The organism is bacterium (genome assembly GCA_035505375.1).
In the GTDB taxonomy this organism is placed as follows: domain Bacteria; phylum Hydrothermota; class Tepidihabitantia; order Tepidihabitantales; family Tepidihabitantaceae; genus UBA2258.
On the sequence record DATJQV010000006.1, the window covers coordinates 19,598 to 45,569 of the forward strand.

At 61.7% G+C, this 25,972-nt stretch carries 22 protein-coding genes and 1 tRNA gene; 9 read left to right on the forward strand and 14 right to left on the reverse strand.

Going from position 1 to position 25,972, the window contains the following annotated elements:
- Nucleotides 1-33: 33 nt before the first annotated feature.
- The 4 genes from VMH22_01170 to VMH22_01185 form a co-directional block, all read right to left on the reverse strand.
- Nucleotides 34-1,185, reverse strand: coding sequence for an acyl-CoA dehydrogenase family protein (locus tag VMH22_01170; GenBank protein ID HTW90306.1), 1,152 nt, complete (start codon nt 1,183-1,185; stop codon nt 34-36).
- A gap of 81 nt (nt 1,186-1,266) precedes the next feature.
- Entirely contained in the window at nt 1,267-2,292 is a 1,026-nt protein-coding gene (locus VMH22_01175) for a hypothetical protein (protein HTW90307.1), read from the reverse strand.
- Between the two features lie 78 nt (nt 2,293-2,370).
- On the reverse strand, nt 2,371-3,642 hold the full coding sequence (gene purD, locus VMH22_01180; protein HTW90308.1) for a phosphoribosylamine--glycine ligase: 1,272 nt from the start codon (nt 3,640-3,642) through the stop codon (nt 2,371-2,373).
- A 2-nt stretch (nt 3,643-3,644) separates the two neighbouring features.
- Nucleotides 3,645-4,217 (reverse strand): hypothetical protein, encoded by a 573-nt coding sequence (locus VMH22_01185; protein HTW90309.1) that lies wholly within the window; start codon nt 4,215-4,217, stop codon nt 3,645-3,647.
- Between the two features lie 134 nt (nt 4,218-4,351).
- Between VMH22_01185 and glyS the strand changes: the two genes are divergently transcribed.
- From glyS to VMH22_01200, 3 genes are all read left to right on the forward strand, one after another.
- Nucleotides 4,352-6,448, forward strand: a complete 2,097-nt coding sequence (gene glyS, locus VMH22_01190) for a glycine--tRNA ligase subunit beta (GenBank protein ID HTW90310.1) — start codon at nt 4,352-4,354, stop codon at nt 6,446-6,448.
- 112 nt (nt 6,449-6,560) lie between these two features.
- Nucleotides 6,561-7,019, forward strand: coding sequence for a DUF192 domain-containing protein (locus VMH22_01195; GenBank protein HTW90311.1), 459 nt, complete (start codon nt 6,561-6,563; stop codon nt 7,017-7,019).
- Nucleotides 7,020-7,033: 14 nt separating this feature from the next.
- Nucleotides 7,034-7,597, forward strand: coding sequence for a four helix bundle suffix domain-containing protein (locus VMH22_01200; protein HTW90312.1), 564 nt, complete (start codon nt 7,034-7,036; stop codon nt 7,595-7,597).
- 15 nt (nt 7,598-7,612) lie between these two features.
- Here the strand turns inward: VMH22_01200 and VMH22_01205 are convergent, their stop codons facing one another.
- Nucleotides 7,613-8,614 (reverse strand): hypothetical protein, encoded by a 1,002-nt coding sequence (locus tag VMH22_01205; GenBank protein HTW90313.1) that lies wholly within the window; start codon nt 8,612-8,614, stop codon nt 7,613-7,615.
- Between the two features lie 343 nt (nt 8,615-8,957).
- A complete protein-coding gene (locus VMH22_01210) occupies nt 8,958-9,698 on the reverse strand; it encodes a helix-turn-helix transcriptional regulator (GenBank protein HTW90314.1) in 741 nt (246 codons plus the stop codon).
- A 576-nt stretch (nt 9,699-10,274) separates the two neighbouring features.
- On the opposite strand from VMH22_01210, the gene VMH22_01215 reads away from it, so the two are divergent.
- Nucleotides 10,275-10,472 carry a DUF433 domain-containing protein gene (locus VMH22_01215; protein ID HTW90315.1) on the forward strand — a complete coding sequence of 66 codons (198 nt, stop codon included), beginning with the start codon at nt 10,275-10,277 and terminating at the stop codon, nt 10,470-10,472.
- On the opposite strand, the gene VMH22_01220 is transcribed toward VMH22_01215, so the two are convergent.
- Both VMH22_01220 and VMH22_01225 read right to left on the reverse strand, forming a co-directional pair.
- Complete coding sequence (locus tag VMH22_01220) at nt 10,459-11,844, reverse strand: hypothetical protein (GenBank protein HTW90316.1); 1,386 nt, start codon at nt 11,842-11,844, stop codon at nt 10,459-10,461. The two genes, VMH22_01215 and VMH22_01220, sit on opposite strands and share 14 nt — an antisense overlap.
- A 27-nt stretch (nt 11,845-11,871) precedes the next feature.
- Nucleotides 11,872-13,257 carry a hypothetical protein gene (locus VMH22_01225; protein HTW90317.1) on the reverse strand — a complete coding sequence of 462 codons (1,386 nt, stop codon included), beginning with the start codon at nt 13,255-13,257 and terminating at the stop codon, nt 11,872-11,874.
- A 172-nt stretch (nt 13,258-13,429) separates the two neighbouring features.
- Here VMH22_01225 and VMH22_01230 point away from each other — a divergent pair, with 172 nt between their 5' ends.
- The 5 genes from VMH22_01230 (at nt 13,430) to VMH22_01250 (ending at nt 18,325) form a co-directional block, all read left to right on the forward strand.
- Complete coding sequence (locus VMH22_01230) at nt 13,430-13,687, forward strand: DUF2442 domain-containing protein (protein HTW90318.1); 258 nt, start codon at nt 13,430-13,432, stop codon at nt 13,685-13,687.
- A gap of 228 nt (nt 13,688-13,915) precedes the next feature.
- Entirely contained in the window at nt 13,916-14,584 is a 669-nt protein-coding gene (locus VMH22_01235; protein HTW90319.1) for a hypothetical protein, read from the forward strand.
- On the forward strand, nt 14,584-15,930 hold the full coding sequence (gene nusA / locus VMH22_01240; protein HTW90320.1) for a transcription termination factor NusA: 1,347 nt from the start codon (nt 14,584-14,586) through the stop codon (nt 15,928-15,930). The genes VMH22_01235 and nusA overlap by 1 nt, the downstream gene beginning before the upstream one ends.
- Before the next feature lie 7 nt (nt 15,931-15,937).
- A complete protein-coding gene (gene infB / locus VMH22_01245; protein ID HTW90321.1) occupies nt 15,938-18,016 on the forward strand; it encodes a translation initiation factor IF-2 in 2,079 nt (692 codons plus the stop codon).
- A 24-nt stretch (nt 18,017-18,040) separates the two neighbouring features.
- Nucleotides 18,041-18,325, forward strand: a complete 285-nt coding sequence (locus tag VMH22_01250; GenBank protein ID HTW90322.1) for a DUF503 domain-containing protein — start codon at nt 18,041-18,043, stop codon at nt 18,323-18,325.
- 56 nt (nt 18,326-18,381) lie between these two features.
- Here VMH22_01250 and VMH22_01255 read toward each other — a convergent pair whose 3' ends face one another.
- The 6 genes from VMH22_01255 to VMH22_01280 form a co-directional block, all read right to left on the reverse strand.
- The gene (locus VMH22_01255) at nt 18,382-19,167 is read right to left on the reverse strand and encodes an undecaprenyl-diphosphate phosphatase (protein HTW90323.1); all 786 of its coding nucleotides are present in this window, start codon (nt 19,165-19,167) and stop codon (nt 18,382-18,384) included.
- A gap of 150 nt (nt 19,168-19,317) precedes the next feature.
- Nucleotides 19,318-20,958, reverse strand: a complete 1,641-nt coding sequence (locus VMH22_01260; GenBank protein ID HTW90324.1) for a BamA/TamA family outer membrane protein — start codon at nt 20,956-20,958, stop codon at nt 19,318-19,320.
- A gap of 113 nt (nt 20,959-21,071) precedes the next feature.
- Entirely contained in the window at nt 21,072-21,575 is a 504-nt protein-coding gene (locus VMH22_01265) for an HNH endonuclease (GenBank protein ID HTW90325.1), read from the reverse strand.
- Between the two features lie 68 nt (nt 21,576-21,643).
- A tRNA-Ala gene (locus VMH22_01270) sits at nt 21,644-21,716 on the reverse strand.
- Between the two features lie 947 nt (nt 21,717-22,663).
- Nucleotides 22,664-22,912, reverse strand: coding sequence for a hypothetical protein (locus VMH22_01275; protein ID HTW90326.1), 249 nt, complete (start codon nt 22,910-22,912; stop codon nt 22,664-22,666).
- Between the two features lie 762 nt (nt 22,913-23,674).
- A partial coding sequence (locus tag VMH22_01280) for a hypothetical protein (protein ID HTW90327.1) occupies nt 23,675-25,972 on the reverse strand: 2,298 nt, incomplete at its 5' end.

Below are 25,972 nucleotides of genomic sequence, written 5' to 3' on the forward strand. Positions count from 1 at the left end.
TTGGGAATTGGCAATTGGGAATTGGTCATTTCCTCACCAGGCCGTTCCTTTGATCATCTCGGACGCGATGACCAACCGCTGTATCTGATTCGTGCCCTCGTAGATCTGCGTTATCTTCGCGTCCCGCATCATCTTCTCGACCGGGTAGTCCTTCATGTAGCCGTACCCGCCGAAGATCTGGACGGCGTCGGTCGCCACCTTCATCGCCGTGTCCGATGCCAGCACCTTTGCCATGGAGGCGATAGCCGAGACGTTGCGGATGCCTGCATCCGCGGCGCGTGCTGCCTCGTAGATGAGCGCACGCGACGCCTCGACCTGGATAGCCATGTCCGCGAGCATCATCTGCACCGCCTGGAAACTGGCGATGGGAGCATCAAACTGGATTCGCGTCCGGGCGTACTCAATCGCCTCGTCCAAGGCTCCGGCCGCGATGCCGAGAGCCTGGGCGCCCACGCCCGGCCGGGTGCGGTCGAACGTCTTCATCGTGTGGATGAACCCGTAACCTTCCTTGCCGCCGATCAGGTTCGCGGCCGGCACGCGGCAGTCCTGGAACACAAGCTCCGCGGTCTTGGAGCAGCGGATGCCCATCTTGTCCTCGATCTTGCCGTAGGTGAAGCCGGGCGTGCCGTCCTCGATGATGAACGCCGAAAGCCCGCGCGCGCCACGCGCCGGGTTGGTGCTGGCGATGACCGAGTAGATCTTCGCCACGCTGCCGTTGGTGATGAATTGCTTGGTGCCGTTCAGCACGTAGCTGTCGCCGTCGCGTCGCGCCCGGGTCTTGACATTGCTCGAATCCGAGCCGGCGCTCGCCTCGGTGATGCCGAACGCGGCGATCTCGCCCGCCGCCAGCCGGGGCAGGTACTTCTTCTTCTGCTCTTCGGTCCCGCCGACCAGTATCGGGAACGCGCCGAGCCCGCAGGCCGCGTAGCAGAGCCCGGCCGCACCGTCGACCCGGCAGAGCTCCTCGACGACGATGCACATCTCCATTATGCCGCCGCCCAGGCCGCCGTACTCCTCGGGAAAGTAGACGCCCATCAACCCGAGTTCGCCCATCCCCTTCAACAGCTCGTAGGGGAACTCGCCGGTCTTATCCAGTTCAGCCCGGACCGGCTTCATCTTCTCCTGGGCAAACCGGCGCGCCAGGTCGCGGATTTCCTTCTGAGTATCGGTAAAAAAGTACTCCAAGATGCGCTCCTTTGGAATTAGCTGTTAGCAGTTAACAGATCTGTGATCCCGGCTGCGAACTCCGGCCCTAACTCCTCACTTCTAACTCTTGACTTCATTGACTCCTGCCCTTTGTCGAACCTCAGCCGCGACTCGCTCCAGGGCTGGCCTCATCACTTCCCGCGTCATGCGGTAGGACTCGATCGAGAAACCGATCGGGTCTCCGACCGCTTCGTCGCTGCCGACGAAGGTCAGCAACGACCGCGTCCTCCCGGCAGCATCCGGCGCCATTTTCACGACCCGTTCCCAATGGTAATGCTCCATGACCAGTATCAGGTCGGCGGCCTCGATCATGGTCGGCACCAACTGGCTCGCCCGGTGCCGAGTCAAATCCAGGCCTTCCTCGCCCATCACCGTTACCGCGTGCTCGGCAGCGGGATTGCCCACCGGCGCATCGGTTCCGGCCGAAAAGACAAAGGTCGCTGTTCCCTCGAGCATGTTAGCGAGCATTATGTGAGCCATCGGGCTTCGGCACGAATTGCCCGTGCACACAACGAGCACCGAGAAATACAGTCCGGTGCCGATCCTGACCAATTCACCGAGCTGCTGCTCAACGTCAAGTATTGCCAACTTTCCCCGCCTGTCAACCACGACCGGACGCGAGCCGAAATCGAGGCCGGTCGGGCCCGGCCCACCCACGCCACCGGTGACGACGACCGAAGTCCGTTTCCCGAGCTCATCCGCCAGTTCGCCCGGCTCGGACCTCTCGGCCGGCACTCCGACCCAGACATCGCCATGGAGATGCGCGACTATTTCCCGGCCTATCGGCTCGGAAGCGAGCACCAGACCGGGCTGACCGGAGGCGAACGTCGCCACCAGTGGGCCGGCCATGATCTTCAGTACTCTCTCTCGGAAAGCCGGCTCCACTCCGGCAACGGCAGCTTCAAGCAGCTCCGCGGTCACAAGTCGGTAGGGTCCGCCAAACCCGTCGAGCGCCTCGGGGTCGCGGGCAAGAACACAATACCCGCCGAGCATGGGCACGACCGCGACGCCGCTCTTGAGCGCACGTACAACCTGCCCGGCCGCGTCAGCCGGGTTCTTCTGCTGAATCCTGACAAACTTCGGCACTTGTGTAAAGTTAGCAGTTAGGAGTTAACGGCTACCAGTCGGAGACTGCCGTGCAACTCGGCTGCTTCCTCCTAACTCCTACCGGCTAACTCCTAACTCTGCGAAGCCTCTTGCGCCGATGTCCCGACGGTAGACCATTCCCTGAAAGTGAACCTGCTCGATAGCCTGGTATGCCCTGCCCTTTGCTTCCGCGAGTGTGCTTCCCATCCCGGTGACACCAAGCACCCGCCCGCCATCCGTCACTGTCTCGCCGCCGGCGGACTTCGTCCCGGCATGGAACACAACAACGTCGCCGGAGCCGACCAGGTCGCCGCTAATCGGCAGACCCTTGGGATACGACCCCGGATACCCGCCGGACGCAGCGACGACGCAGAGCGCGGCGCGGCTGGAAGCAGCGGTAAGGCTCTGCTGGTGCAGTCTTCCCTCGATACAGGCCATCGCCAGCTCGGCCAGGTCGCCATCGAGCAACGGCAGGATGACCTGCGCCTCCGGGTCGCCGAAGCGGCAGTTGAATTCAAGCACGCGCGGCCCCTCAGCGGTCAGAATCATGCCCGCGTAGAGCGCGCCGCGGTAGTCTATCCCCCGCCTTGCGAATTCGGCGAGCAACGGCGTGAACACGTCATGCTGGACCTGCTGCTGCAGGGCCGGGGTCATCATCGGGGCCGGCGCGTAGGCGCCCATCCCGCCGGTGTTCGGACCCTGGTCGCCGTCGAGCAGCCGCTTGTGGTCCTGCGACGGCGCCAGCAGCCGCACGCTTCGGCCGTCGCAAAGCCCGATCATCGACACCTCTTCGCCTTGCAGGAACTCCTCGACGACCGCGACCCTGCCGGCTTCACCGTACCGGCCCTCAACCAGCATGTCCGACAGCGCCGTTTCCGCCTCCTGCCTCGTTCCTGCAATGATCACACCCTTGCCGGCGGCCAGACCCGACGCCTTCACTACGACCGGGAAATGCTGGCCGGCCAGGCTGCTTCGCGCAGCATCAAAGTCAGTGAATGTCTGGAAACGCGCGGTCGGGATTCCGGCCGCGACCATCAGCTCCTTGGCGAAAGCCTTGTCGCTCTCGATCCGCGCTCCGCTACTGCCGGGACCGAGCACTTTCAGGCCCTGCCGCTCGAAGTCGTCGGCCAGGCCTTCGGCAAGCGGGGCCTCCGGTCCAACGATCGTCAGGTCGATCTTCTGCGCGCCGGCGAACCGAATAAGACCACTCTTATCCGCAGCAGCCACCGGCTCGCATCGAGCGCTGCGAGCTATGCCCGCGTTGCCCGGTGCGCAGAAGACCTCATGACCGGAACGAGCGAGGTGCCAGACGAGCGCGTGCTCGCGCCCGCCCCCGCCGACGACCAGCACTCTCAATGCTTGAGCAGCCTCTCCAGCTTCGCGGCCTTCATCGCGGCGGCCCAGCTGCCGAAATACCGCACCGCGGCCGCGTGGAGCGTCCGGTAGCGCTTGCGGATCGGGATTGTCGTGCCAAGATTCACGCCTTGACTCCGCATGCGCTTGATCTCCGACACTATCTCAGCCTTCGACCACTCCTTTTGACGTTTGATCTTCGCGTAATCGAGCCCGGCGGCCTTTATCGCCTGACGCCAGGAGCCGAAATAGACAGCCGCGGCCCCGACCAGGCCGCCGTGGGTTCTCTCTGCGGCGCTGACGTTGAGCGCCTCACCCGCGGCCTTCAGGGTCCGGATCTGGCTGACGATCTCGTCCTTGCTCCAGAAAGACTTACGCCGGATCGTCTCGTAATCGAGTCCTGCGGCCTTGATGGTGTTCTCCCATGTGCCGTAGAACTTGCGCCCGGCATAGGCAAGTGCCGGGTGGTTGCGAGCGATGTAGCCGGAATTGAGCGGTTTGCCTCCCCGGCTCAACTCGCCTATCATCCTCAGTACCTCTGCCTCGGACCAACGCTTGTATGAACGCTTCATGCACACCTCCGCAGAGAATTTACCCTAGTGCAGTGACCATGTCAAGCAGGACAAGACAGAGGCAAAGGTCGAGCGTCGGAGGGACCATCATCTTTAGCTTTACCTTGACCTCAACCTGTCCTAGAATGCTCGCGATGAAGCAACTGCTCCTGGAAATCGGCACTGAAGAAATCCCCGCCTCGTTCCTCGGGCCGGCTCTATCCGACCTCGAGCGCCGGGTCCGCGCCGCCCTGTCGGAGCACGAGATCCCGGCCGGCAAGGCTGAACTCTTCTCGACCCCGCGCCGCCTCGCCCTCCGGCTGAACGATGTGGCCGACGGCAAACCCGCGCAGATCGTAGAACTGCAGGGCCCGCCCAAGAAGGCGGCGTTCGACGCCCAAGGCAATCCCACCAAGACCGCGGTCGGGTTCAGCGCCGCCCACGGCAAGACCCCTGCCGACCTCTACGTGAAGCAGACGCCGCGCGGCGAATACGTGTTCATCAAGAAACAGGCTGACCCGGTGCCAACCACAAAGGTGCTTCGTGAGGGGCTTCCCGGAATCATCAGCGCGCTGCCGTTCCCGAAGAACATGCGCTGGGATGCAAGCGGTGTAAGATTCGCCCGTCCGATACGCTGGCTGGTCTGCCTGTTCGGCTCAGAGGTCGTCGAGTTCCAGTTCGGCGAACTCAAGTCCGGGGCCGAGTCGCAGGGCCTCCGCAACTCGCTCCCGCGGGCCTTCCCAATTCCGAGCCCGGCCGAGTATGAAGCCACGATCAGGACTCACGGCGTAATCGTCCCGCGTGAAGCACGACGCAAGGCTATCGCGGAGGAACTCGCACGACTTGCCGCGAGCGTCGGCGGTCAGCCGGTCGAAGATGACGAGCTCGTCGAAGAGACCACGGACATAACTGAGTCCCCCGAACTACTCCTCTGCTCATTCCACTCCGACTACCTGGAACTGCCCGCCGAGATACTCACGACCGCGCTCAAGAAGCACCAGCGCTGCTTCTCAGTTCAGGGGCCAGCCCCCGACCCCCAGTCCCCGGTCCCTCTGTCAGCGCTCCTCCCCCACTTCGTCGCCGTCACCAACACGCCCGGCTGCGACCACGCGATGGTCACAAGCTGGTACGACAAGGCCGCTGAGTCCCGTCTCCGCGACGCCCGCTTCTTCGTCGACGCCGACCTCAAGCATGGCCTCGAAGCCCTGGTTGAGGAAGAGAAACAGGTAACATGGATTGAAGGCATGGGCACCTATCACGACAAGACCCAGCGCCTGCGCGAACTCTGCCGTCATATCTCCAGCCAGGTCGCTTGCACGGACACGGAAGTGCTCGACCGCGCCGCGCTGCTCTGCAAGGCCGACCTGCTCACGAACATGGTGCGCGAGAAAGAGTTCACGTCGCTGCAGGGCCGCATCGGCGGCATTTACGCCCGCAGGCTGGGCGAGCCGCCGGCAGTGGCCGACGCCATCGCCGAACACTACCTGCCCCGCTTCATCGGCGACAAGCTGCCTGCTACCTTGAACGGTGCGCTGCTGTCCATTGCCGACAAGCTCGACAACATCGTCGCAACATTCCTGACCGGCGAGATTCCGACGGGCTCCGAAGACCCGTTTGCCCTACGCCGTCAGGCAACCGGACTTCTCACCATCGTGCTCGAACAGAACCTGTCGATTGACATCGGCGAACTCGTGGCGACCGCGGTCCGTCTGTTCCCGTCCGCCAAGGCGGAATACTCCGCTCAGATACCCGGTCTGCTCCGTGAACGGCTCAATGCCCTGCTCGCCGAGAAAGGCATCCGCTACGACATCGCGGCAGCCGTCATGGAGACAAGCTGGCAGCAACCCGCCCAGGCCCTGATTCGGGCCAACGCGCTATCCGCGTTCCGTGACGAACCCGAGTTCCTGAAACTCGTCGTCGGCCAGAAGCGCGTGGCCAACATCCTCAAAGGCCTGACCGTCGAAGGCCTGCCCGCCGAGCCACTCTTCGCTGAGCCCACCGAGAAGCTGCTCTGGCAGGAGTCACGCGAGGTCGAACCCGACCTCGACCGCTGCCTTGCGTCGCACGACTACCGGCACGCCTTCGAGCTGCTGCTAAACCTGCGTCCGACGATCGACAAGTTCTTCGACGACGTCCTTGTCATGGCGAAGGAAGAAGACGTCCGTTTGAACCGCCTGCGCCTGCTCTCATATGTCCGCTCCCTGTTCGGCAGGGTTGCGGACCTATCCAAGATAGTCATCGAAGGACAGTAGTGCCCTAGTGGTCATGTGGTCCAGTGGTCAAGCGAGGGACATGACCGAAACCCGCCGAGGGTTTCGGATTGTGTCCCGAGCCGCGCGCAGCCTGCATCTTGCATCCTGCATCTTGCCACTTGCACTTTGCCTCCTGTCCTGCGGTCGTTCCTCAATCGCCAATCGAGAATCTAAGATCGAAAATCCCGCATCCCCTCGCCCCGGTCTTCCCACCACCGAACTGCGCATCAAGAGCGCCCATGCCCTGGCCGAGGTAGCCACGCAGTCGCTCGACCAGGCTGTCGGGCTCATGTACCGGCGCAGCATGGCTCAGGACTCCGGCATGCTCTTCGCCTTCGACGATGACGAAGTCCAGCACTTCTGGATGAAGAACACGCTCATTCCGCTGAGCATCGCCTTCATCACCCGCGACTCACTCATCTCGAACATACTCGAGATGGCACCCCTGGACACGACGACGCCCTACGTCTCGTCGAAGCCCGTCCGCTACGCGCTGGAGATGAACGCAGGCTGGTTTGAAACCCACGGCATCAAACCCGGCGACACGGTCCGGGGCCTGCCGCGCGAATAGCCGCATTGAGAGACATGGCCTCTGGACGGGAACCTGAAACCCATCTCATTCCGCCGCACGGTGGGTATCAGAAGCTCAAGTCGTTCCAGATGGCCGAGATCGTCTACGACGCGACCATCGCTTTCTGCGACCGGTTCATCGAGAAGCGTTCAAGAACTCATGACCAGATGGTGCAGGCGGCGCGTTCAGGACGCCAGAACATCGCCGAGGCAAGCCAGGCATCCGGCACCTCGCGCAAGACCGAACTCAAACTTGTGGGAGTCGCCCGCGCCAGCCTTGAGGAACTGCTGCTCGACTACCAAGATTTCCTCAGACACAAGGAGCTCGTGCTTTGGGGCAGAGACGATGCGCGGACTCGCGGAGTGCGCGCGCTCGTCTATGGGCCCAATAGGTCCTACAGGACCTATTCCGACTCGGTTGAGCGCGGCGACCCCGAGACCGCGGCCAACACACTCATCTGCCTTATCCACCAGACGAGCTTCCTCCTGGACCGACAACTCAGGCAACTCGAAGGCCGGTTCCTAGACGAAGGCGGCTTCACCGAGCGCCTCTACAGGCTTCGCAAGGCCCGCCAGTAGCCGGGCCGCTGCCCCTCACACCGGCCGCGGCCCGGGAGCGGGCGGCATCGTCGCTCGGCTTGAATCCCAGACCTCAAGCGCCGCGGCGAGCATGCGTGCCACCACTTCCCGGTCTACCTCCGGCGGCCACTGTTTGGCATTGAACTCCGCAATGCTCCGGCTGCGGCGAGTAGTGCCCGGTGCGGTGTTGGCGCCGATGTTCGACACATTCATCGCGGCCAGCTTGTATCGGAAAACCGTGCGTGCGTCGCATTGCAGCTCTGCGGTCAAGCACAGCGCCGCATCGTGCGCGCGGGCGTAGAGTTCCTGGAACGCACGCGCATACCTCGCATTTGCATCACTCCACTCCGCCAGACACATCTCGATGTCGGTCACGAGCCGGTGCTTCGGCTTCAGGGCCATGACCGCTCGCGCCTCGGCTTCGGGCGGCATCCAGTCGATCTCGTCGTGCTCGCACATCTCCTCGTACGCGAGTTCGGCAAGGTCCTCCGCGTACTCGGCGAACGCACGGTCAAGGGCGTGTTTCTCGGCGGCTGCCCGCAGCCGTACCAAGCGCTGAGCGCGCGCGGCCTTCGTGGCCCGGTGGGTCCGGTACAGCGCATTGAACACCCTCCGCGCGTAGCCGGCCGTGGTGCGCCGGTACACGACGTGCGGCGGTATCGAGGCCTGGTTCAGCCCGCTGTGCAGATAGAACTCGAACAACCGGCGCAGCGCCCAGTACCCCGCCCGTCGTCGCAATCGCAGCACCGCGAGGTCCTCCTCCGGCTCTGGAGTGCGGGAGCGTAGCTCCCGCTTTCCCGGAAAACGGGGACTGTACCGCGCGTCCGAGCGCTCCGAGGGACTGTCCCCGTTTTCCCGATTCTGCACCCGCGGCAGCGGCGCGGCCTCTGCGAGTTTCCGTGCCGGCTCCGGAATCGGCAGCGACGTGTACGGGTCGAGCACGTCCTTCAAGTCAGCGAACCCTGCCCGCACCGCCCTCAGATACTCAACGACAGTGAGCAGACTGGTATTCGCCACTGCTCCTCTTTCCAGCTTCCCCACTCCCCTCCTCCCGTTCCCCGACTTCCCCATCCCATTCGCCACCCCCTGCTGCGTCAGCCCTGCCCGCCGCCGCAGCGCGACCAGACGCGTTGAGATCTCCTTCACAAGAGCATCTCTGTCATTACTCACGTCAGCGACGCTCCCTTACTCGCTCTCGGAGTCTGGTGGCAATGACTAGGTCCCAGGTACCAATGATCATTCAAGAAGGAAATGCACGAATGCCCGATTACTGCGCCCCTCCGCCTTGCTTTGTCCTTTGTCCTTACCACTTCGTCCTTTGCCCGCGCGACTGGTCACTGGAACCCGGCAACTGGAACCTTCAAATCTGCCCTGCTCGTTCCATCTTCTCAAACAGCTTCATCACCGCTTCCTTCATCTGCCGGAACGGCGCAGGGTCCAGCCCATATTTCGCAGGCCATTCGTCCAGCCGCTCATGCGCCCGCTCGCGCCAGCCCGGCCTGGCCTTGCGCAGCCGCCGCATGGTCGCGAACACGAGCCGTCCATACGAACGCAGGTGAATCGCCACCGTGTGGTCCCAACCGATGTGCAACCGGCTAAGCACGTTGTTCAACTCGTGCTGCAATTGCATCCGCTGCCACTCAGAATTGCCCCGGGCAATCGCCCGCCTGACCCGCTCGGCGGCAGCGGGCGAGCGCCGCACGCGTCGCCTGCCTCCGTAAGACAACCCAACGTGATAGTACAGGGCCCGGCGCGCGAATTGCGGCGGCATGGTCCTGATGGCTTCAAGCACGCCTTTGTGTGCCTGCTCGTCGGTAACGCGCTCGCGCGAAGTGTACCGGTCAAGCACATCCAACAGCGCATCAACCCCGCACCCGCATGCCCTGAGATAGTCCAGCACCCGCACGAACCCCGGTCCGGACCGATAGTGGCCGGTTTCCATCTTCGAGATTTGCGCCTTGCCCGTGGTCCGCTCAAGTCCCAACAACAAGGCCACGGCCTCCTGCGATAACCCGGCCTGCTCCCGAAGCAGGCGCAGTCGTTGCCCTACTTCCTTCGGAAGTAGGGTAGAATCGGAGGGCTCATTTGGGGCTGGCGTCACAACTCTAGTTTCCTATAAGTCCCCAAGAAATCAAGCTCTGAAATCTCCTAGCTTCACTCTTTTCAATTCACTATTCACTCTTTCCGTATCTCCCCTATCCCATTCCCCCAGCTATTCTGTAGGTCATTCTGAGAGCTACCCGGAGAGGAATCCCGAGGATTGCTCGGCAGGCTATCCGGAGAGTTATCCGGACAGCTATCCAGAGAGCTACCCGGCGAGCTATCCGGAGAATTGCGGGGAGAGCTACTCCCCAGGGAATCCGGAGAGCTCCGGGGAGAGTTACCCGAAGAGCTACTCGGCGAGTTGCTCCCCGACTTGCCGGGAAGATAGCTCGGAAGATAGCCGGGAGAGCAACCTGCCGGGTAATTCCGAGAGCAATTCCCCGAGCTATCCGGAAAGCAATGGGGAGAGCTTCGGGGACGGCATCAAGTCAAATCCGACCCGCCGCAGGAAGGCATACCCGACTAGCCCCGATGACCTGCAAACTGGCCGGGAGCACCCGCTCGGCATCATCCTGCCCTCAGCCACCACTATCGCACCGCTTGACTCTGATTGGGCGGCGGTTATAACTAACTCGTGAACTGGAAAGATAGAATCACGGTGGACCCGCTGGTGTGCCACGGCCGTGCGTGTATCAAGGGCACGCGTATCATGGTGTCCGTGATCCTGGACAATCTCGCGGCCGGCGTTCCACCGGCGGAAATCGTCAAGAGCTATCCGCCGCTGACTCTTGAAGACATCAGCGCAGCGCTGAGCTACGCTACCGCAGCTTGACAACCTTGGCGCGGAGGCCTTGGCCGGCTTCGATGACATAGACGCCAGGCGGGAGTGGTGCGCCGGAGTCGTCCCGGCCGTCCCAAACCCAACGGGACTCGCCCGCCGGAATCCGGGCTTGTCTGACTAACCTACCGTCCTGCGCATACACTCTTGCAGCGTCGCCGCCTTTCAAAGGAGTATTCCTTGCGACCGTCACGCTCTGGCTGAACGGATTCGGCATGACGCTGATGCCGTGGAAGCCGGGGCTGCAAGACAGCGGCTCGGCAATCCCCGCCGACGTGTCTTTCAACACAAACATGTACCGCCCCCCCAGATTGCCAAGGTAGAGCCTGTTGTGGCGTGGGGCGACAGCGAACACGGACGGACTGCCTCCTACGCGCAGCGTCGTCAGTATCTGCCTGCCGTCACGGGTGAGAACGTATACCTCGGTATCCATGTCAGGTGCGCAGTACAGCAATCGGCTGGGGGCGTAAAACGCGAGTGCGTAGGGCACTGCTCCGACGGCTACGGTCGCAAGCAATGAGTCATTCTGCGCTGACACCGTGGCGACAGTGTCATGGTGCCCACCCCCGAGCGTGCCCAGATAGACCAGAGCGTCGGTCTCGTTGCCGGTCGCCCCAATCACTTCTACGTTAGTACCTGGCAATGCGATACGCGCGACAATCGTGTCCGATTGCCCCCCGATGACGGTGCAATACCCGTACTCGCCGTCGCTGAATAGCTTGTCCGCCCGTCGGCAATAGTACCCGGCGTTTGGCGTGCCGCCGACAGTGACGGTTCTGACAACCTGATTGGTGACCGTGTTAACGATTGAGACTGTTCCGTCGTCGTAATTTAGGATGTACAACTTCCGTCTCAGCGTACTTCTGTACATCTTCATCGGACCGGCACCGACTGGTATGTACGTCAGCACGGAGTCGCTTGCGCAGTCCACGATCGCAACACTGTTTGTGTTCTGACAGCTTACGTACACATGGTCGGACGCTGGGTCCCATACGATAACTGCTGCCCCGTACATGGGCAAGCTCTTGACGCGAGTCTGGGTCGCACCGTCGATAACCAGCAGCGATTCGTTATCAGCATTGAATATGCAATAGGCCTTGTTATCGATAGAGTCATACGTGACGTATGTTGGGTATCTTATCGGAAGTCTCTTCACGACCTTGTTGCTGTCACAGGAGATTGCGAAGAAGATTCCGGCTGCTGCATAGCAGCCGCCGTACACAACATCCGCCTGCGAGTTGTAGGCCAAGCTACCCATGCCGCCCCCGCCAACGTCAATGGAGTCCTCCACGTACTGCGCCTGCCCTGCCGCTGCCGCGATGCAGAGCGCGACGAAGGTCGCCGATAGACAGTGTCTGAGTTGCACCTTACTGCCTCCTGTCTGCGTAACCCATCACCTCAGCTTGACGACCTTGGCGCGGAGGCCTTTGCCGGCTTCGATGACATAGACGCCGGGCGGGAGCGGCTTGCCGGATTCGTCCCGTCCGTCCCAGACCCAACGATTCTGGCCGGCCAGAATCTGAGCTTGCCTGACCAGCCTTCCGTCCTGCGCATACACGCGCGCAAGGTCGCCGCCTTTCAAAGGAGTACTCCTTGCGACCGTCACGCTCCGACTGAACGGATTCGGCGTGACGCTCAGCGCCTCGTTGAATCCGGGACGCGGCGACTGCGGCTCAGCTATCCCAGCCGATGTGTCTCTAATGACATATACGTAACGCGTATTCCAATGACCCAGATACAACCTGTTGTGACGCGGAACAAGGGCGAACACGAGTGGGTAGTCTCCCACCTGCAGAGTCGCAAGTCTCCGAGTGCCGTCGCCGGTGACAACAAATACCTCATCGGTCAGGTCTGACGCGCAGTATAGCAATCCACTTCCACTGGAATAGTCGAGATCCCGAGCTCTCTGTCCTGTAGTGACAGTAGCCACCACAGAGTCCCGCCGCGCTGACACGGTCGCCACGTAATCACCACTGCTCGTAAACGCGCTCAGGTAGACCAAGCCGTCTTCCTCGTTGCCCCTTGCACATCTCACCTCTGCGTTGCCCGTTAAGGGAATGTGCGCGACGATCGTGTCAGAAAACCCGTCAATCGCTATGCACTGTCCGTATGTCCCGGCGCTATAGAGCTTGTCCGCGCTCTTGCAGTAGTACCCGGCGTTCGGAGTACCGCCGACGTGCACCGTCCCGATGACCTGGTTGGTCGTCATGTTGACTATGGACACGGTCCCGTCCTCGGTGTTCAATACGTACAACTTCCGCCGCACAGTGCTGGCATACATGCTCACGGGGCAGGCGCCAACTGCAATGTACATCAACAATGAATCGGTCGCGCAGTCAACCACAGCGACGCTATCTGTCGTCTGGCAGCTAACGTACATGCGATCGGTGATCGGGTCCCAGACCGGCAAAGTCGCACCGGGCATGGGGATGCTCTTGATCCGAGTGTGGGTAACGCCGTCAACAACCAGAAGCGAATCATCCGCCTGCGGAGAACAGATAAATGAGCAGTATGCCTTGTCGTCCGATGAGTCATATCCGACCACGAATGCGTATTCTAGCCGGAAGCTGCCGACTACCTTGTCGCTGTCGCAGGAAATCGCGAAGAACAGCCCATCATCGCTGGCACCGTAGAGTACATCCTCGCGCGAGTTGTAGACCAAGCTGCCTACAAACCTACCGCCAACGTCAATCGAATCCTCAACGTACTGCGCCTGCCCTGCCGCTGCAGCGATGCCGAGTGCAGCAGCGGTAGCCAGCAAACCGTGTCTGAGTTTCACCTTAGCGTCTTTTGGCTGCCGCCAGTGTAGCTCTGTTCCGGCCTCCGGTCAAGCCTGAATCGCACATCATAGCCGGCCGCCGTACCCAGACACGCCGCGCGGCCACTTGGCGTAAAGCCGCCTTGACATCTCGGCAAGGCCAATGTAGCATCCGTCGCAGACCATACACTTCGTGAGAAGAGCAACATACGCTGGCGAGTATCGGCTGCTCGTGGTGTTCGAGGACGGCGACGAGCGGCTGGTTGACTTGAAGCCGCATCTCGACGGCCCGATATTCGAGCTACTCATGGACCCCGGCTACTTCCGGAGCTTCCGGATGAACGAGGACATCGACACCGTAGTCTGGGAGAACGGCGCCGACTTCTCACCAGACTTCCTGTACGAAATCGGGCAGCCGGTTTCTGAAGCGTCCCGGGCGGCCGACCGGTAGCGGCCCGCTGGCCGCTTCCGTATCGGCACTATCCGGACCAGCACTTGGGTCTCCACACAGCTTCACGCAGCTTTCACCGATTCGACCTGGCCGGGCTGCTGCGATAGCCGCTCCCCACACATAAACCAAGCTCTGTCAATAGATTAGACAATCATGGGAGAATCGGGCGGGTCGCCGCACCCGGCAGCGTTTGTTGACTCAGTGGCATGTCGGGATATAATCGCGGGAATGGTTAGTCAAGTGCCCCACGATGAGTGTCGAGTGACGAGTGACGAATGCCGAGTATCGGATGCGGACCCGAGCCCGGACTCCGGGATTCGTGCCTCGATCCACGGACTTCCACCTGAGGTGGCGGAGCCGATTGCGGCTGCTGCCGTCGAAGCGGGCGTGGAAGTCTATCACGCCGAGATGAGCGGCCGGATGCTGCGCGTGCAGGTGGAGTGCGCAGCCGGCGCGACGGTCGATACCTGCTCCGGCTACTCGCGCGCGCTGACGACCCGCCTCGACGCGGCCGACTTCATGCGCCGGCAGTACACGCTGGAAGTCTCTACACCGGGCATCGAACGCAGGCTCTACCAGCCGCAGGACTACACCAAAGCCTTGGACAAGCACGTGAAAGTGCTGGTGCACGGCGGCTGGGTTGAAGGAGTGCTGGAGGCGGCGGGTCCGAACGGAATCACCATCAAAGTCCAAGCGCCGAACGCCGAACGCCGAACTTCGGATAGCGAACTCACGCGAGAAATCGCGTACGCGGAGATACGTGAGGCACAGATAAGAGTCCCGGACTGCGAGCTGTTCGCGTCAGGAAGGAATCGAGGAGTCAAGGAATCGAGGAACCAAGCGAGGCACACGAATCCTCGAATCCTGGAACCCTCGAATCCCGCCGAGAGGAATTGATGAACAAGGAAATCGCCAATCTTATCGTCCAGATCGCCCGAATACGAAACGTCGACGTGACCTACGTCTGCGAGACCCTGCGCTCAAGCATCGTCGCCGGGCTTCGCCGCCGCTACGGTCCCGACACCGAGGCCGACGCCGAGATAACGCCCGAGACCGGGGACATCCGCGTCTTCCTCGCCAAGAACGTAGTCGAGCGCGTGGCCACGTCTGCCCGCGAGATATCGCTTGCCGACGCCCAGGCAGTCAGCCCGTCGGCTCAGCCCGGTGACCTGATTCGGGTCGAGGTGCCGCTGGACGAACTCGGACGTATCGCCATCCGGAAGGCTTCGGATGAGCTCGTGCTGAAACTGCGCGAGGCCGAACGCACCAAGCTCTACGACGAGTTCTGCAAGAAGAAGGGCGAAATCGTCACCGGCACCATCCAGAAAATCGGCCGCGACGAGATAATCGTCAATCTCGGCCTGATTGAGGCGGCTCTCCCCAATCATGAGCAGCTCCGGGCCGACCATTACCGCCAGGGCCTGCCGATAAAAGCCTACGTGCACCGCGTCGAGAAGACGCCAATCGGGCCCCGCGTCTATCTGTCGCGCACCCATCCGGAATTCCTCCGCAAGCTCATGTCCCGCGAGATTCCGGAAATCCGCGAGGCCGTGGTCGAAATCAAGGGCATCGCCCGGTCGCCGGGCTTCCGCTCCAAGGTCGCGGTAACATCGCTCGACGAGAAGGTAGACCCGGTCGGCGCCTGCGTCGGGTACCGCAAGTCGCGCATCGAGAACATCATCAAGGAGCTTTCCGGCGAGAAAGTGGACATTGTCCAGTGGAGCAAGGACACGCAGGTCTTTATCTCACGTGCCCTGGGTCCGGCCAAGGTCAGCGAGGTCATCAAGGAAGGCGACACCCACATCGTCGTGGTGCCGGATGCCGAGTTCTCGATTGCCATCGGCAAGAAGGGCCAGAACGTCTGGCTCGCGAGCCTGCTCTGCGGCGCCAAGATCGAGGTCCTGAAAGAGACCGATTACCGCAACCGTGTCATCATGAACAAGGCCGGCGCGATTCTTCTGAGCAAGCTCGGGCTGGATGAGGCCATCGTGACGAAGCTGACCACTGCCGGGCTGAACAGCGCATTCGACCTGCTCAATGCCACGCCCGAGGACCTTGTCCGTATCACCGAATGCGCACCCGAGGTTATCGAGCCCTTCAAGCAGCAGGCGCGTGACGCGGTCTGGCGCATAAGCGAAGGCAAGCCGGTTCTCAGCCAGCCCGCACCGGTCGCACCACCGGCGCCCGAGCCGGCTCCGGCACCGGAACCCGCGGTAGCGCCGGCCCCGGCCGAGCAGTCCTGACAAGCCGATGGCGAAGATCAAGGTCTTCGACGCGGCCAGGCAGCTTGGACTTTCAAGCGAGGGCCTCATCCGTGTTCTGAAGGACCTGAACTTCCCGGCGCGCGGCTACACTTCATACGTCACTGAGGCCGAGTTCGATGCCGCCAAGCTGCGGCTGAAGAACGAGAAGCACCAGTTCAAGGACCAGATCCGCCGGACCCGCACCACGCCTCCGCCCATCCAGCCGCGGCCGCCTTCGGAATCAGCGCAGGTTGCCCAGAACGTGAAACACACGCTGGCCAAGATCGACGGCAGGGAAATCAAGCACCGCAGGCCGACACGCGAGGCGCCGACCGCGACCCCGACTTCAACCCGGCCGGCGGTGAAGATCAGCGCCTACATGACGGTCGCCGAACTGGCGCATGCCATCGGCGCGACCGCGGGCGACGTCATCAAGCGGTGCATGGGCCTGGGCATGCTCGCCACCCTGAACCAGCGCCTTGACCTTGAAACGATAATGCTGCTTGCCGACGAGTTCGGAGTGCCGGTCGAGCAGGAGACCGAGGTCGAGACCAAGGTCGAACGCGGCGAGAAGAAGTCCCGGCCGCCGATCGTCGTAGTGATGGGCCACGTCGACCACGGCAAGACCGCGCTGCTCGACTACATCCGTAAGACCAAGGTCGTGGAAAGTGAAGTCGGCCGCATTACCCAGCACACCGGCGCCTACGTGGCCAGCTACCAGGACAAGCCGATTGTGTTCCTCGATACGCCGGGCCACGAGGCCTTCACGGCGATGCGCGCCCGCGGCGCCCAGGTCACCGACATCGCGGTACTGGTGGTTTCGGCCGCCGAAGGCATCATGCCGCAGACGCTTGAGGCCCTGGACCACGCCCGCGCCGCCGGCGTGCCGATTATCGTTGCCATTACCAAATCCGACCTGCCCGACGCGAATGCCGAGCGGGTGAAAGCCCAGCTTTCCCAGCGCGGAGTGAAAGTCGAAGGCTACGGCGGCGACACATTCTGTATCGAGACGTCGGCCATTACCGGTCAGGGCGTCGAGGCGCTGCTCGACGCCATCTCGGTGCTGGCGCTGGAGCTCGACCTGAACGCATCCTACGAAGGCCCGGCGCGCGGCGTCGTCATCGAGGCGCGCGTCGACCGCGGCCGCGGCAGCATCGCGACCGTGCTCATCGAGGAAGGGACGTTGCACAAGGGTGACCCCTTTGTCTCAGCCGAGTTCTACGGACGGGTGCGTGACCTGCTGGACGAGAACTTCGAGCCGATGACCGAGGCCACCCCGTCGCTGCCGGTGCAGGTACTCGGATTCTCGGGCCTGCCCCAGGCGGGCGACCGGTTCGACGTCGTCGAGGACGAACGGACGGCTCGCGACACGGCCCAACGCCGCTACCTGGCCAAGCGCGACCGGATTCTCTCGGCGACCAGACCCAAGGTTTCGCTCGAGGCGATCCAGGAGCGGATTGCCGAGGGCCAGATGAAGGAGCTGAAGATCGTCATCAAGGCCGACGTCTCCGGTTCGGCCGAAGCGCTGCGCGACTCGCTCGAAGGCCAATCAATCGAGGAAGTCCGCGTCAAGGTGATTGGCTCCGGGGTCGGCCCCATCAATCAGAGCGACGTGCTCCTGGCGAAAGCCTCCGAGGCTATCATCGTCGGGTTCCACGTCAAGCCGCTGACCGATGCCCGGCAGATGGCGGACAAAGAAGGCATTGAAATCCGCACCTACCGGATAATCTATGCGGCCATCGAGGACATCCGAGCCGCCATGCTCGGCATGCTCGAACCGGAAAAGAAGGAAGTCGAGCTCGGGATCGCGGAAGTCCGGCAGATATTCCGCGTACCGAAATTGGGCACGATCGCCGGGTCGTACTGCACCAGAGGCACGATCGCTCGTGACGCCATGGTGCGGGTGATGCGCGGCGGCAAGGAAGTCTACAACGGCAAGGTCACCTCGCTCCGGCGTTTCAAGGATGACGTCAAAGAAGTCGAGACCGGCTATGAATGCGGCATCGGCATTGAAGGCGCGGACGAGCTCGCCGAAGGCGACAGCCTTGAGTTCTACAAGGTCGAGGAAGTCAAAAGGACCAGCTAACCGCCGACGCCTGGCCCTGATCCCTTGACTGTCGGTCTTCTGCTGCTCGATTGCTTCATGCCGGAGAGCCAGTCACTCAAGGACAAGCGCCGCATCCTGACCAGCCTCACCGAGCGGCTCCGCCGTCAGTTCAACATCGCGGTTGCCGAGGTCGAGTACCAGGACCAGTGGCAGCGGGCGCAGCTCGCGGTGGTGCTGGTCAACACCAACTGGCGCATGCTCCAAAGCAGCATGTCTAAGCTCACCGAATACATTGACCGCGACCGCCGTGTAGAGATCACCAACACCGAGACACGCCAGCTCTGCTAGCCGAGGAACGTAACCAGAACGGCAGTTCTGGATCGTGTCCCGAGGTCCCGCGCCGGCTAGCGCAGGAAGAGAATCACCGCCAGACCGGCTGCCCAGCAGTAATACGCGAACCAGTGCAGCCTGCGGCTGAGCACCGCTCTCCGCAGCACGTATAGCGCGGCGAGACCGGAAACGAATGCCACCAGCATGCCGGCCGCCAGATACGCGCCGCGAACAAGCACCAACTCGCTCGCATGCTTATGGAGTTCCAGCACAAAGGCTCCCAGTATGGCGGGAATCGCCAGCAGGAACGAGAACTCAAATGCCGCCCCGCGGTCCATCCCTGTGTACATACCCATGGCGATGGTCGCGCCGGACCGTGAAATCGACGGTACGATACCGACCGCCTGCGCCACGCCGATCAGAAGCGCGCGCCACCAGTTGAGCGTGCCGCCGCCCCGCGCATAGCGGGTCCCGAACACAATTGCACCCGTGACAATGAACATCAACCCAAGGAGCAACGGTGTCGAGAGGGCAGATTCCATCCAGTCACCCAGTTTGTATCCGACCAGCGCGGCCGGAATCGAGGCCAGGAGTATGAACAGAACCATCTGCCAACTCTGCTTCCTCCGCGCCGGGTCTGCCGCCCAGAGACCGCCGATGAGACGGACCATGACCGGCATGAAGAACACGATCATCGCCAGCGCGGTCGCAACATGCAGCATCACCGTGAACGGCACGCGCGCACTTTCGTTCATTCCGTACAAACGCGCCAATACCGCGAGGTGACCGTCGCTTGACACCGGAAGGAACTCAGTCACGCCCTGAATCAGACCCAGCAGAATCGCCTCAAGAAAGCTCAACGTTGACCTCCGTCATCATGTTTAGAATGCCCAATGACCATGTCCCAATGACCATTCAAGCCCCAATTCCCGAAGCCGGGATACTGATTCTGCGTCATTCTGCTCCACCGGTCATTGATTGGGAATTGACGCTTGATCATTGGTCATTTCCTAGAATGTCACATCGTAGCTCAGATGCACCTTGCCGTGCAGCGGGCTGTCGCGGAACGCTACTCCATAGCTCAGCCCGAAAACGCCGGCCTGAGTCGCAACCCGCGTGCCCGCTCCATAGCCGGGTTCCACGTGCCAGCCGAGCGAGTCCTGGTACGAGCCGACATCGAAGAACGGAAACACGCTCGACATCCGGTCCAGATTGTATCGAAATTCAGAACTGAACCAACCCAGGCGTGTTGATGTATACTCATCTTCACTGTAGCCGCGCACCGTACCCGGCCCGCCTATTGTGTAAAGTTCGGAGGCCGTAAGGGTCGCTGCTGAGTAGACTGTCCGCAAACCGAGTGAATTCGACCAGGCGAAACTCCGGCCGACCGGCAGAACCCCATTCAGACCAAGCTCGACGTGCGTGACCACGGCCGTGCCGGCCGAGTCAGTAGTCCGGTTGCCGACCTTGGTCAGCGCGCTGGCCCGGATCCCGCTGCGCGGGTTAGGCGGGAAATCGCGGGAATCCAGGACAACACCGGTGCCGGCCCAGACCACGTCGGCGCTGGCCCGGCTCGGGACGTCGGTGAACCGGTCGAAGCCGGTCTGGAAGCTGACCGTCGTCCACGTTGCCGCGCGTGCATCGGCTGACAGCGCCAAGTTCGTTCGCGACGAGGTCGTGTCAATCGTTTGCTGCTGTGCGCTTGCGGTCATGTCAATCGCCGTGCCCAGCACCCACGGCTCGGTATAGCTCAGGCTGTAGCTCGTCCTCGCATATGCCGACTGCCAGCTCGCCTCCAGCTTCCGGCCGGAGTCGAAGAGGTTGTGGAACGACAGCTGCGCGAGGCCGGTCAGTCTTCGGTCGGCCGGCGAATAGCCGGCGACGCCACTCGCGGCATTGACGCGCCGACTCGTCACCCAGAACCTCACTCCGTATCCGTCCTCCGTCTTCCGTCCTCCGTCCTCAGTCCCAGTACTAACAATCGCCTCAGAATCGACCTCAACCAGCCCGCTCTGCTCCAGGCGCTGCCGCCACTCGGCCGTTGCGGCGCTCGAATACGGGCCGCGGGAGAAACCGGCGACGGTCTGCAACAATCCGGTCTTGGTGCCGGGCTTGCCCGCGAACTCGATGAAATCGACTTCGACCCTCGGTCCTGCCGCGACCTCAAGCGCAGGAAAGACGAATCCGCTCTCCGGAGATAGCGCGAGCGGGGTCACGGCTGCAAACGGATATCCGCTGTTCTCGCAGACCGACAACATGGAACTTGCAGCGCGGTCAACAGCCGCCCGGCTGAACCTGGCACCCCTTCCCGGCAATAGACGTGACAGCTTGTCGGCCGGGACGCCGGAATCCTGCAGAATGTGCCAGCCGCCGATGTAAGCGGGCTTTCCGGTCTCAATCTGAAATCGCACGTCGACCGAGTCGCCCCGGACGGTGGTATCGGCCTCAACGACCGGCGAGAAGTAACCCTCATCCGCGAGTTCACCCGTAACCCGCTCCCGAGCGCGGCTCAACGGCACCGAATCCAGCGTATCGCCGGGTTTCAGACCCGTTACCAGCTTGAGTTCGGGTTTCGACGGTTTGACGACCGTCTCAACGCGAGAAACCCTCAGTGAGACGGCGCCCGCGCCTGCGGCCCAGCCGGCCAGCATCACCAGGATTGTGGAACTGCGAATACCGAAAGCCTGTCCTCTCGCCGTCCGTTTCTGTCTTGGTTGGGAGCCGGACCACTAGACCACTTGATCACACGACACTCGCGGGCCGTTCAGCTCATGAACAGGTACTGCCGCCAGACGTCCGGCACTTCGCCCAGACTGGCGATAGCGAATGTGAAGTAGTGCGGCTTCTTGGGCTTCCGGCGCAAAGGCATCATCGCCTGGGTTGGCGTCATGCTTCCTTTGCGCGAATTGCACTCGCTGCAGGCGCAAACCAGGTTCTCCCAGGTATCAGTGCCGTCCGACGACTTCGGAATGACGTGATCGGTGGTCATCTCCAAGCCCCGCCGTCCGCAGTACTGGCAGATCCCGCCATCCCGACGCATGACGTTCCGCTTCGTCAGCGGCACCTCCCGTCGCTTCACACGGACAAAGTAGTTCAGCCTGAGAACGCTGGGCAGCCGATAGGCCATCCGAACGGTGTGGGCGGCCGTGCTGGATGGTTCAAGCATCTCGGCCTTGCGCGAAAGCACCAGGACCAGTGCCCGCCGGGCCTTGCAGACCGTGAGCGGCTCGTAGTTCTGATTGAGCAGCAAGACGTGCCTATTGAGCATCGCTCAGGGATCCTTTTGCGGAGAGATACTTCTCGTCAATCGCCGGTCTGAAATCGTCAGATCTGAAATGGAGCCGACGGGAGTCGAACCCGTGACCTCTTGACTGCCAGTCAAGCGCGCTCCCAGCTGCGCCACGGCCCCGGCGAACAAAGTAAGTTTTACCCGATTTCGTCTGACTGTCAAGGATACGCGGGACTAGCGAAAAGACCACAGCCATGGACCATGAACCACGGATGAACACGGATGGACACAGATTGAGGACTCGGACATAGCAGAGTTCAGAAACCAGAAACCAGAATTCAGAACTGAGGATGAACCGCAGATTACGCAGATGACGCAGATATCCGGCCCGAACGACAGACCGTCAGAACCCAGACTATGACAACCGCCAAGGACGCCAAGTTCGGCAAGAAGGTCTCATTCCGACAGGAGCCAAGCGGAGCGAGAGAGTCCCTCAGACGCAACCGCAGATTACGCCGATTCAAGAGATTGTCCGGCCTCGAATCGAGCGTACGCAATTCGGTGTTCTGTCTTCTGGATTCTGACTTCTGAGTTTCTTTATACATGCGAATGCGCCTCACGTCAGACGTGCGATTGGGCCTCGCAAAGCACCCATCAAAGCTCGTCGGAAAGTTCCGGCCAAGGTGTCGTTCACCGCGTAGTGAACTGCGTCGGCCAGCGCGTCGTCAACTGCGTAGCGCACTGCGTCATGAACTGCGTGAGCAACTGCACACGGAATTGCTCGGCGAACTGCACGCGACATTGCTCGGGACATTGCTCAAGACAAAGCTCGTGTCATCGCTCCGCTCATTGCTCTACTCAAAGCTCGGGTCATTGCAAGCTACAAAGTGCCGCGCGCTGCATCGGCAAGGGCTGCGGGGTGGGCAGTCTCCGGACTGAGGGGTGGACGGCAGAATTGTGGCCTCCAACCGGCGCACCGCTACATATGGGTGACAGTCAGGCCTTTGGAGTGCGGCAGCGGAGTTGCCGCTTTCCCGGAACGGCACGCGGCTCTCTGCGAAAATGGGGACTGTACCGCGCGTCCGCGCGCTCCTTGGGACTGTCCCCATTTTCGATCATGCATCCCGTCAAAGCTCTCGCATCGGGATTCCGCGGTTCGATGCCGTTCTGAACTTGGCAGTGGCATAGGCACTGACGGCGTGACTGGCTGTCGCGGTCGCCTCGCGGCTGAACGCGCAGGTCAGGCCGGAACTCGCTGCTGGGCTCGCCGCGCTGTTGACGGCCCGCTTGAGGTTGGCGTTGAGTTCCCGACTCAGAGACACGCTGAATTCCCCAGTCTGGTCGCGGTTGGCCGCGGCCTTGAACTCTGAACTCATCGCGCTACTGACAGCCGCCCTAAGTCCTTGATTGACGGCCACATTGAGAACCGCGTTGTGTGCGGCTCTGAATGCCGAAGTCACTCCCGGATTGACCCCCCTGTTGGCTGTTTCCGTGCCGGGTCTGGAGACTCACCCACGGCTTTTCGGGATAGCAGCAGATGGAGCAACTCAGGAAGCACTTCTCCGGGCAAAGCGGAGAGCAACGGTCGGGGCTTACTCGGGAGCAACCCGGACAGGAACCCGCGGACTTACTCGGGCCGTAACGCTCCGACCACCCCGGAGAGGAACCGGTGGAGCAACGGGTAGACTAACCGGGAAAGTAAGTCGGAGGGGAACCGGTAGATCAACCCGGCGAATTCCGGTGGAGGTTCATCCGGGAATTGCGGTCGAGATAACCCCCCTGCCTACTGTCTACTGAATCCTGTCTACTATCTGCGGGGTAATCCCATGGGCGGGGGCGTCATTCTCCAGCCTCAAGCCTAAAGCCACAAGCCACAAGCAGATACACCGAAAAGCCGACTTGGACGAATGAGACAAACTCGTCTCATTCCCGCCGTGACTACCTCCCGCCCGCCGATGGCTGTCTGCCGCGAGCCACAAGCCGCAGGCACATAGCCCGGAGACCCGCTTCCTGCGCTACCCCTCAGAGTTATGGGATTCGCCTCATCCTTCCCCGACCCTCCCCTCCGCAGAAACAAGGGCAGGCTTTCGCCCGCCCCTCCTGCTCCTAACTGCTCTCTGCTAACAGCTAACTTCTCCTCAGTTCGTCACCACGACCTTGCGGACCGGCTGTGGCTTGTGGTTTGCGGCTTGTGGCTTCTCGCACAGGAAGTACACGCCTGCCGCCAGCCGGCTGACGTCGTTCGGCCCCTGGCGGAGCACAACGACTCTGCGTCCGGACTTGTCATAGAGACTCGCGGCAAAAGGTAAGCGCAATGGCGCGGTACGTCTAACTAGCGTCTGCAGCCGAGCGGGCATCTTTGCCCCGCGACCTGATTCAGCGATGCCAACGACGACGCTGTCCCGAATCACCGTAAGCCACCCGTCGGGCCCGGGTGACGCATAGAGCAGCCCGGTTCTCCGGTTGGCCAGCAGCCATTGACCGGCGGCCAACCCTCCACGTATTGTCGGTATGTTGATGTAGGATACTATACTGTCGCCGTATGCGTCTATCACGATCAGCGGCTCGTCAGAGAAATCACTAGCATTGAAAGAGGTGCAGTAGACATACCGCCCGGTCGCATCCACGCACATCGCCTGGATTATGTGCCCGGTGCTGAACCTGGATACGAGGCTATCGGTTTTCGTGTCCAGCAGGTAGATGCTGTCAACCCACCCGCCGCCCGCAATCCGATTTCCAAGCAGCTTCCCGGCTGCCGGGACGTTGACCAGCACTCCCGTCGCTCCCCCTGACAGCTTTGGCACGCTCTCGACCGGCCACGGCGACTCCATCCTGAAGACCTTGAGGTCATGAGACTGGACGCAATCGGCATAGACTCTCCGCTCCGCTGACGAATAAGCGATTCCCATAGGCGTATTGTGCCCGTCGACGGTATCCATCACTATGCTGTCTTCCAGGCAGTTCACTACCGTGTATCCGTGGTCAGATAAACCCCAGAACTGGTTCAGCTCCGGGGACAGCAGCGTGTGATGAAAACCATCCGACGCAGCACTCCTGCGCAGAGCCCGGACTATGCTGTCGGTCGCGCAGTCGATTACGAAGACGTAGTCCTGTCCGAGCGAGTCGTTTGCGCCGACGTAGACCTTGTTCGATGCCGGGTCCCACTGCATCTCACCCCTCACATAGCCGACGGGAATGAGCTTGAGCAGCGTGTCGGACCGACAATCATAAACAGACACGCCGATGTACTTCCCACTCCAAGAGTTACGGTAATCCCAAGTCGCCACGTAGAGCTTGTCGTCCCGCGCGTCGTGCACCATTTCCATCGGGAAGCTGCACAACTGCACCGACTGCACACGTCGCGTCGCGCAATCCACGGCACCCAGATACCCGTAGGCCTCCTTGTATGCGAAGTAGAGCTTGTTGTCAACGGTATCCAGGCATGCGAGATCCGCGCGCGCCTCCAGCAGCAACACACCATCGACGCTATCCTCGCCGCATCTGATAGTGGCGACCCTCCCGTCGGACGTCAGGCCGTAGAGGCGGCGCACAGGCTCCAGATAGAACGGACCAGCGATATCGTTATCCACCGCCAATGAGCTATCCTCATGTCCGGTTGCCCCCACCCACGGCGTCACCTCCGACCATGTGGCTGCGTAGACCTTGTCCAGCAGAGGCGCATACGCAATTCCCCTGCCCTTTTCGTAGTTCGGCCCCAACAACATCAGGGTGTCCGCCGCGCAATCAAGGCAAGCCACGTACGATGAGCAATCCGAGTAGACACGATTGTGGTAGGGGTCTGCGCAGAGTGAAAAGGTCGGGTAGAACTCAGGGGCAGGCCTGGGCATGCGCAACTGAGAGACAATGCTGTCGGTATTGGTGTCGATCACGTACAATGTTTCAACTGGCACCTGGGGCAGGAAATTGGCAGCAGCGTACACTCGTTGCGTCGTCGCGTTGTAGCAGATGGCGGTAGCTCCGCGGACTTTCGGGACGCTATCCACCACACTGTTCAAGCTACAGTCAACGACTCTGAGAGAGGCAGTCCCGCCCACGTAGAGCCTGCCGTGAAATGAATCCAACGCGACGCAGGAGCCCTGCCCGGCGACCGGTATCGTGCCGACAATAGTGTCGCTCGTGCAGTCTATCACTTTCACGCTCGGAGTACCGCAGTAGACACGATTTACTTGTGGGTTGTAGAAAACCCAGGCAGCGCTGTCGCCTATCGATAGTTGCCCCAGGACTTGGTAGGAACTGCAGTCGACGACGATGACTGAACACGGGTAAGGCGTCACGGCGTACAGCTTGTTATCATCTGTGCAGTAACAGAGCGACGTGACCGGGCCGGTTGGGATCCGGGCCAGCTTCCGGAGGTTGACTGCATCGACTACGATTACGTCCCCGCTGTCGCTGCCGATGAACATTCTTTGGGCCCT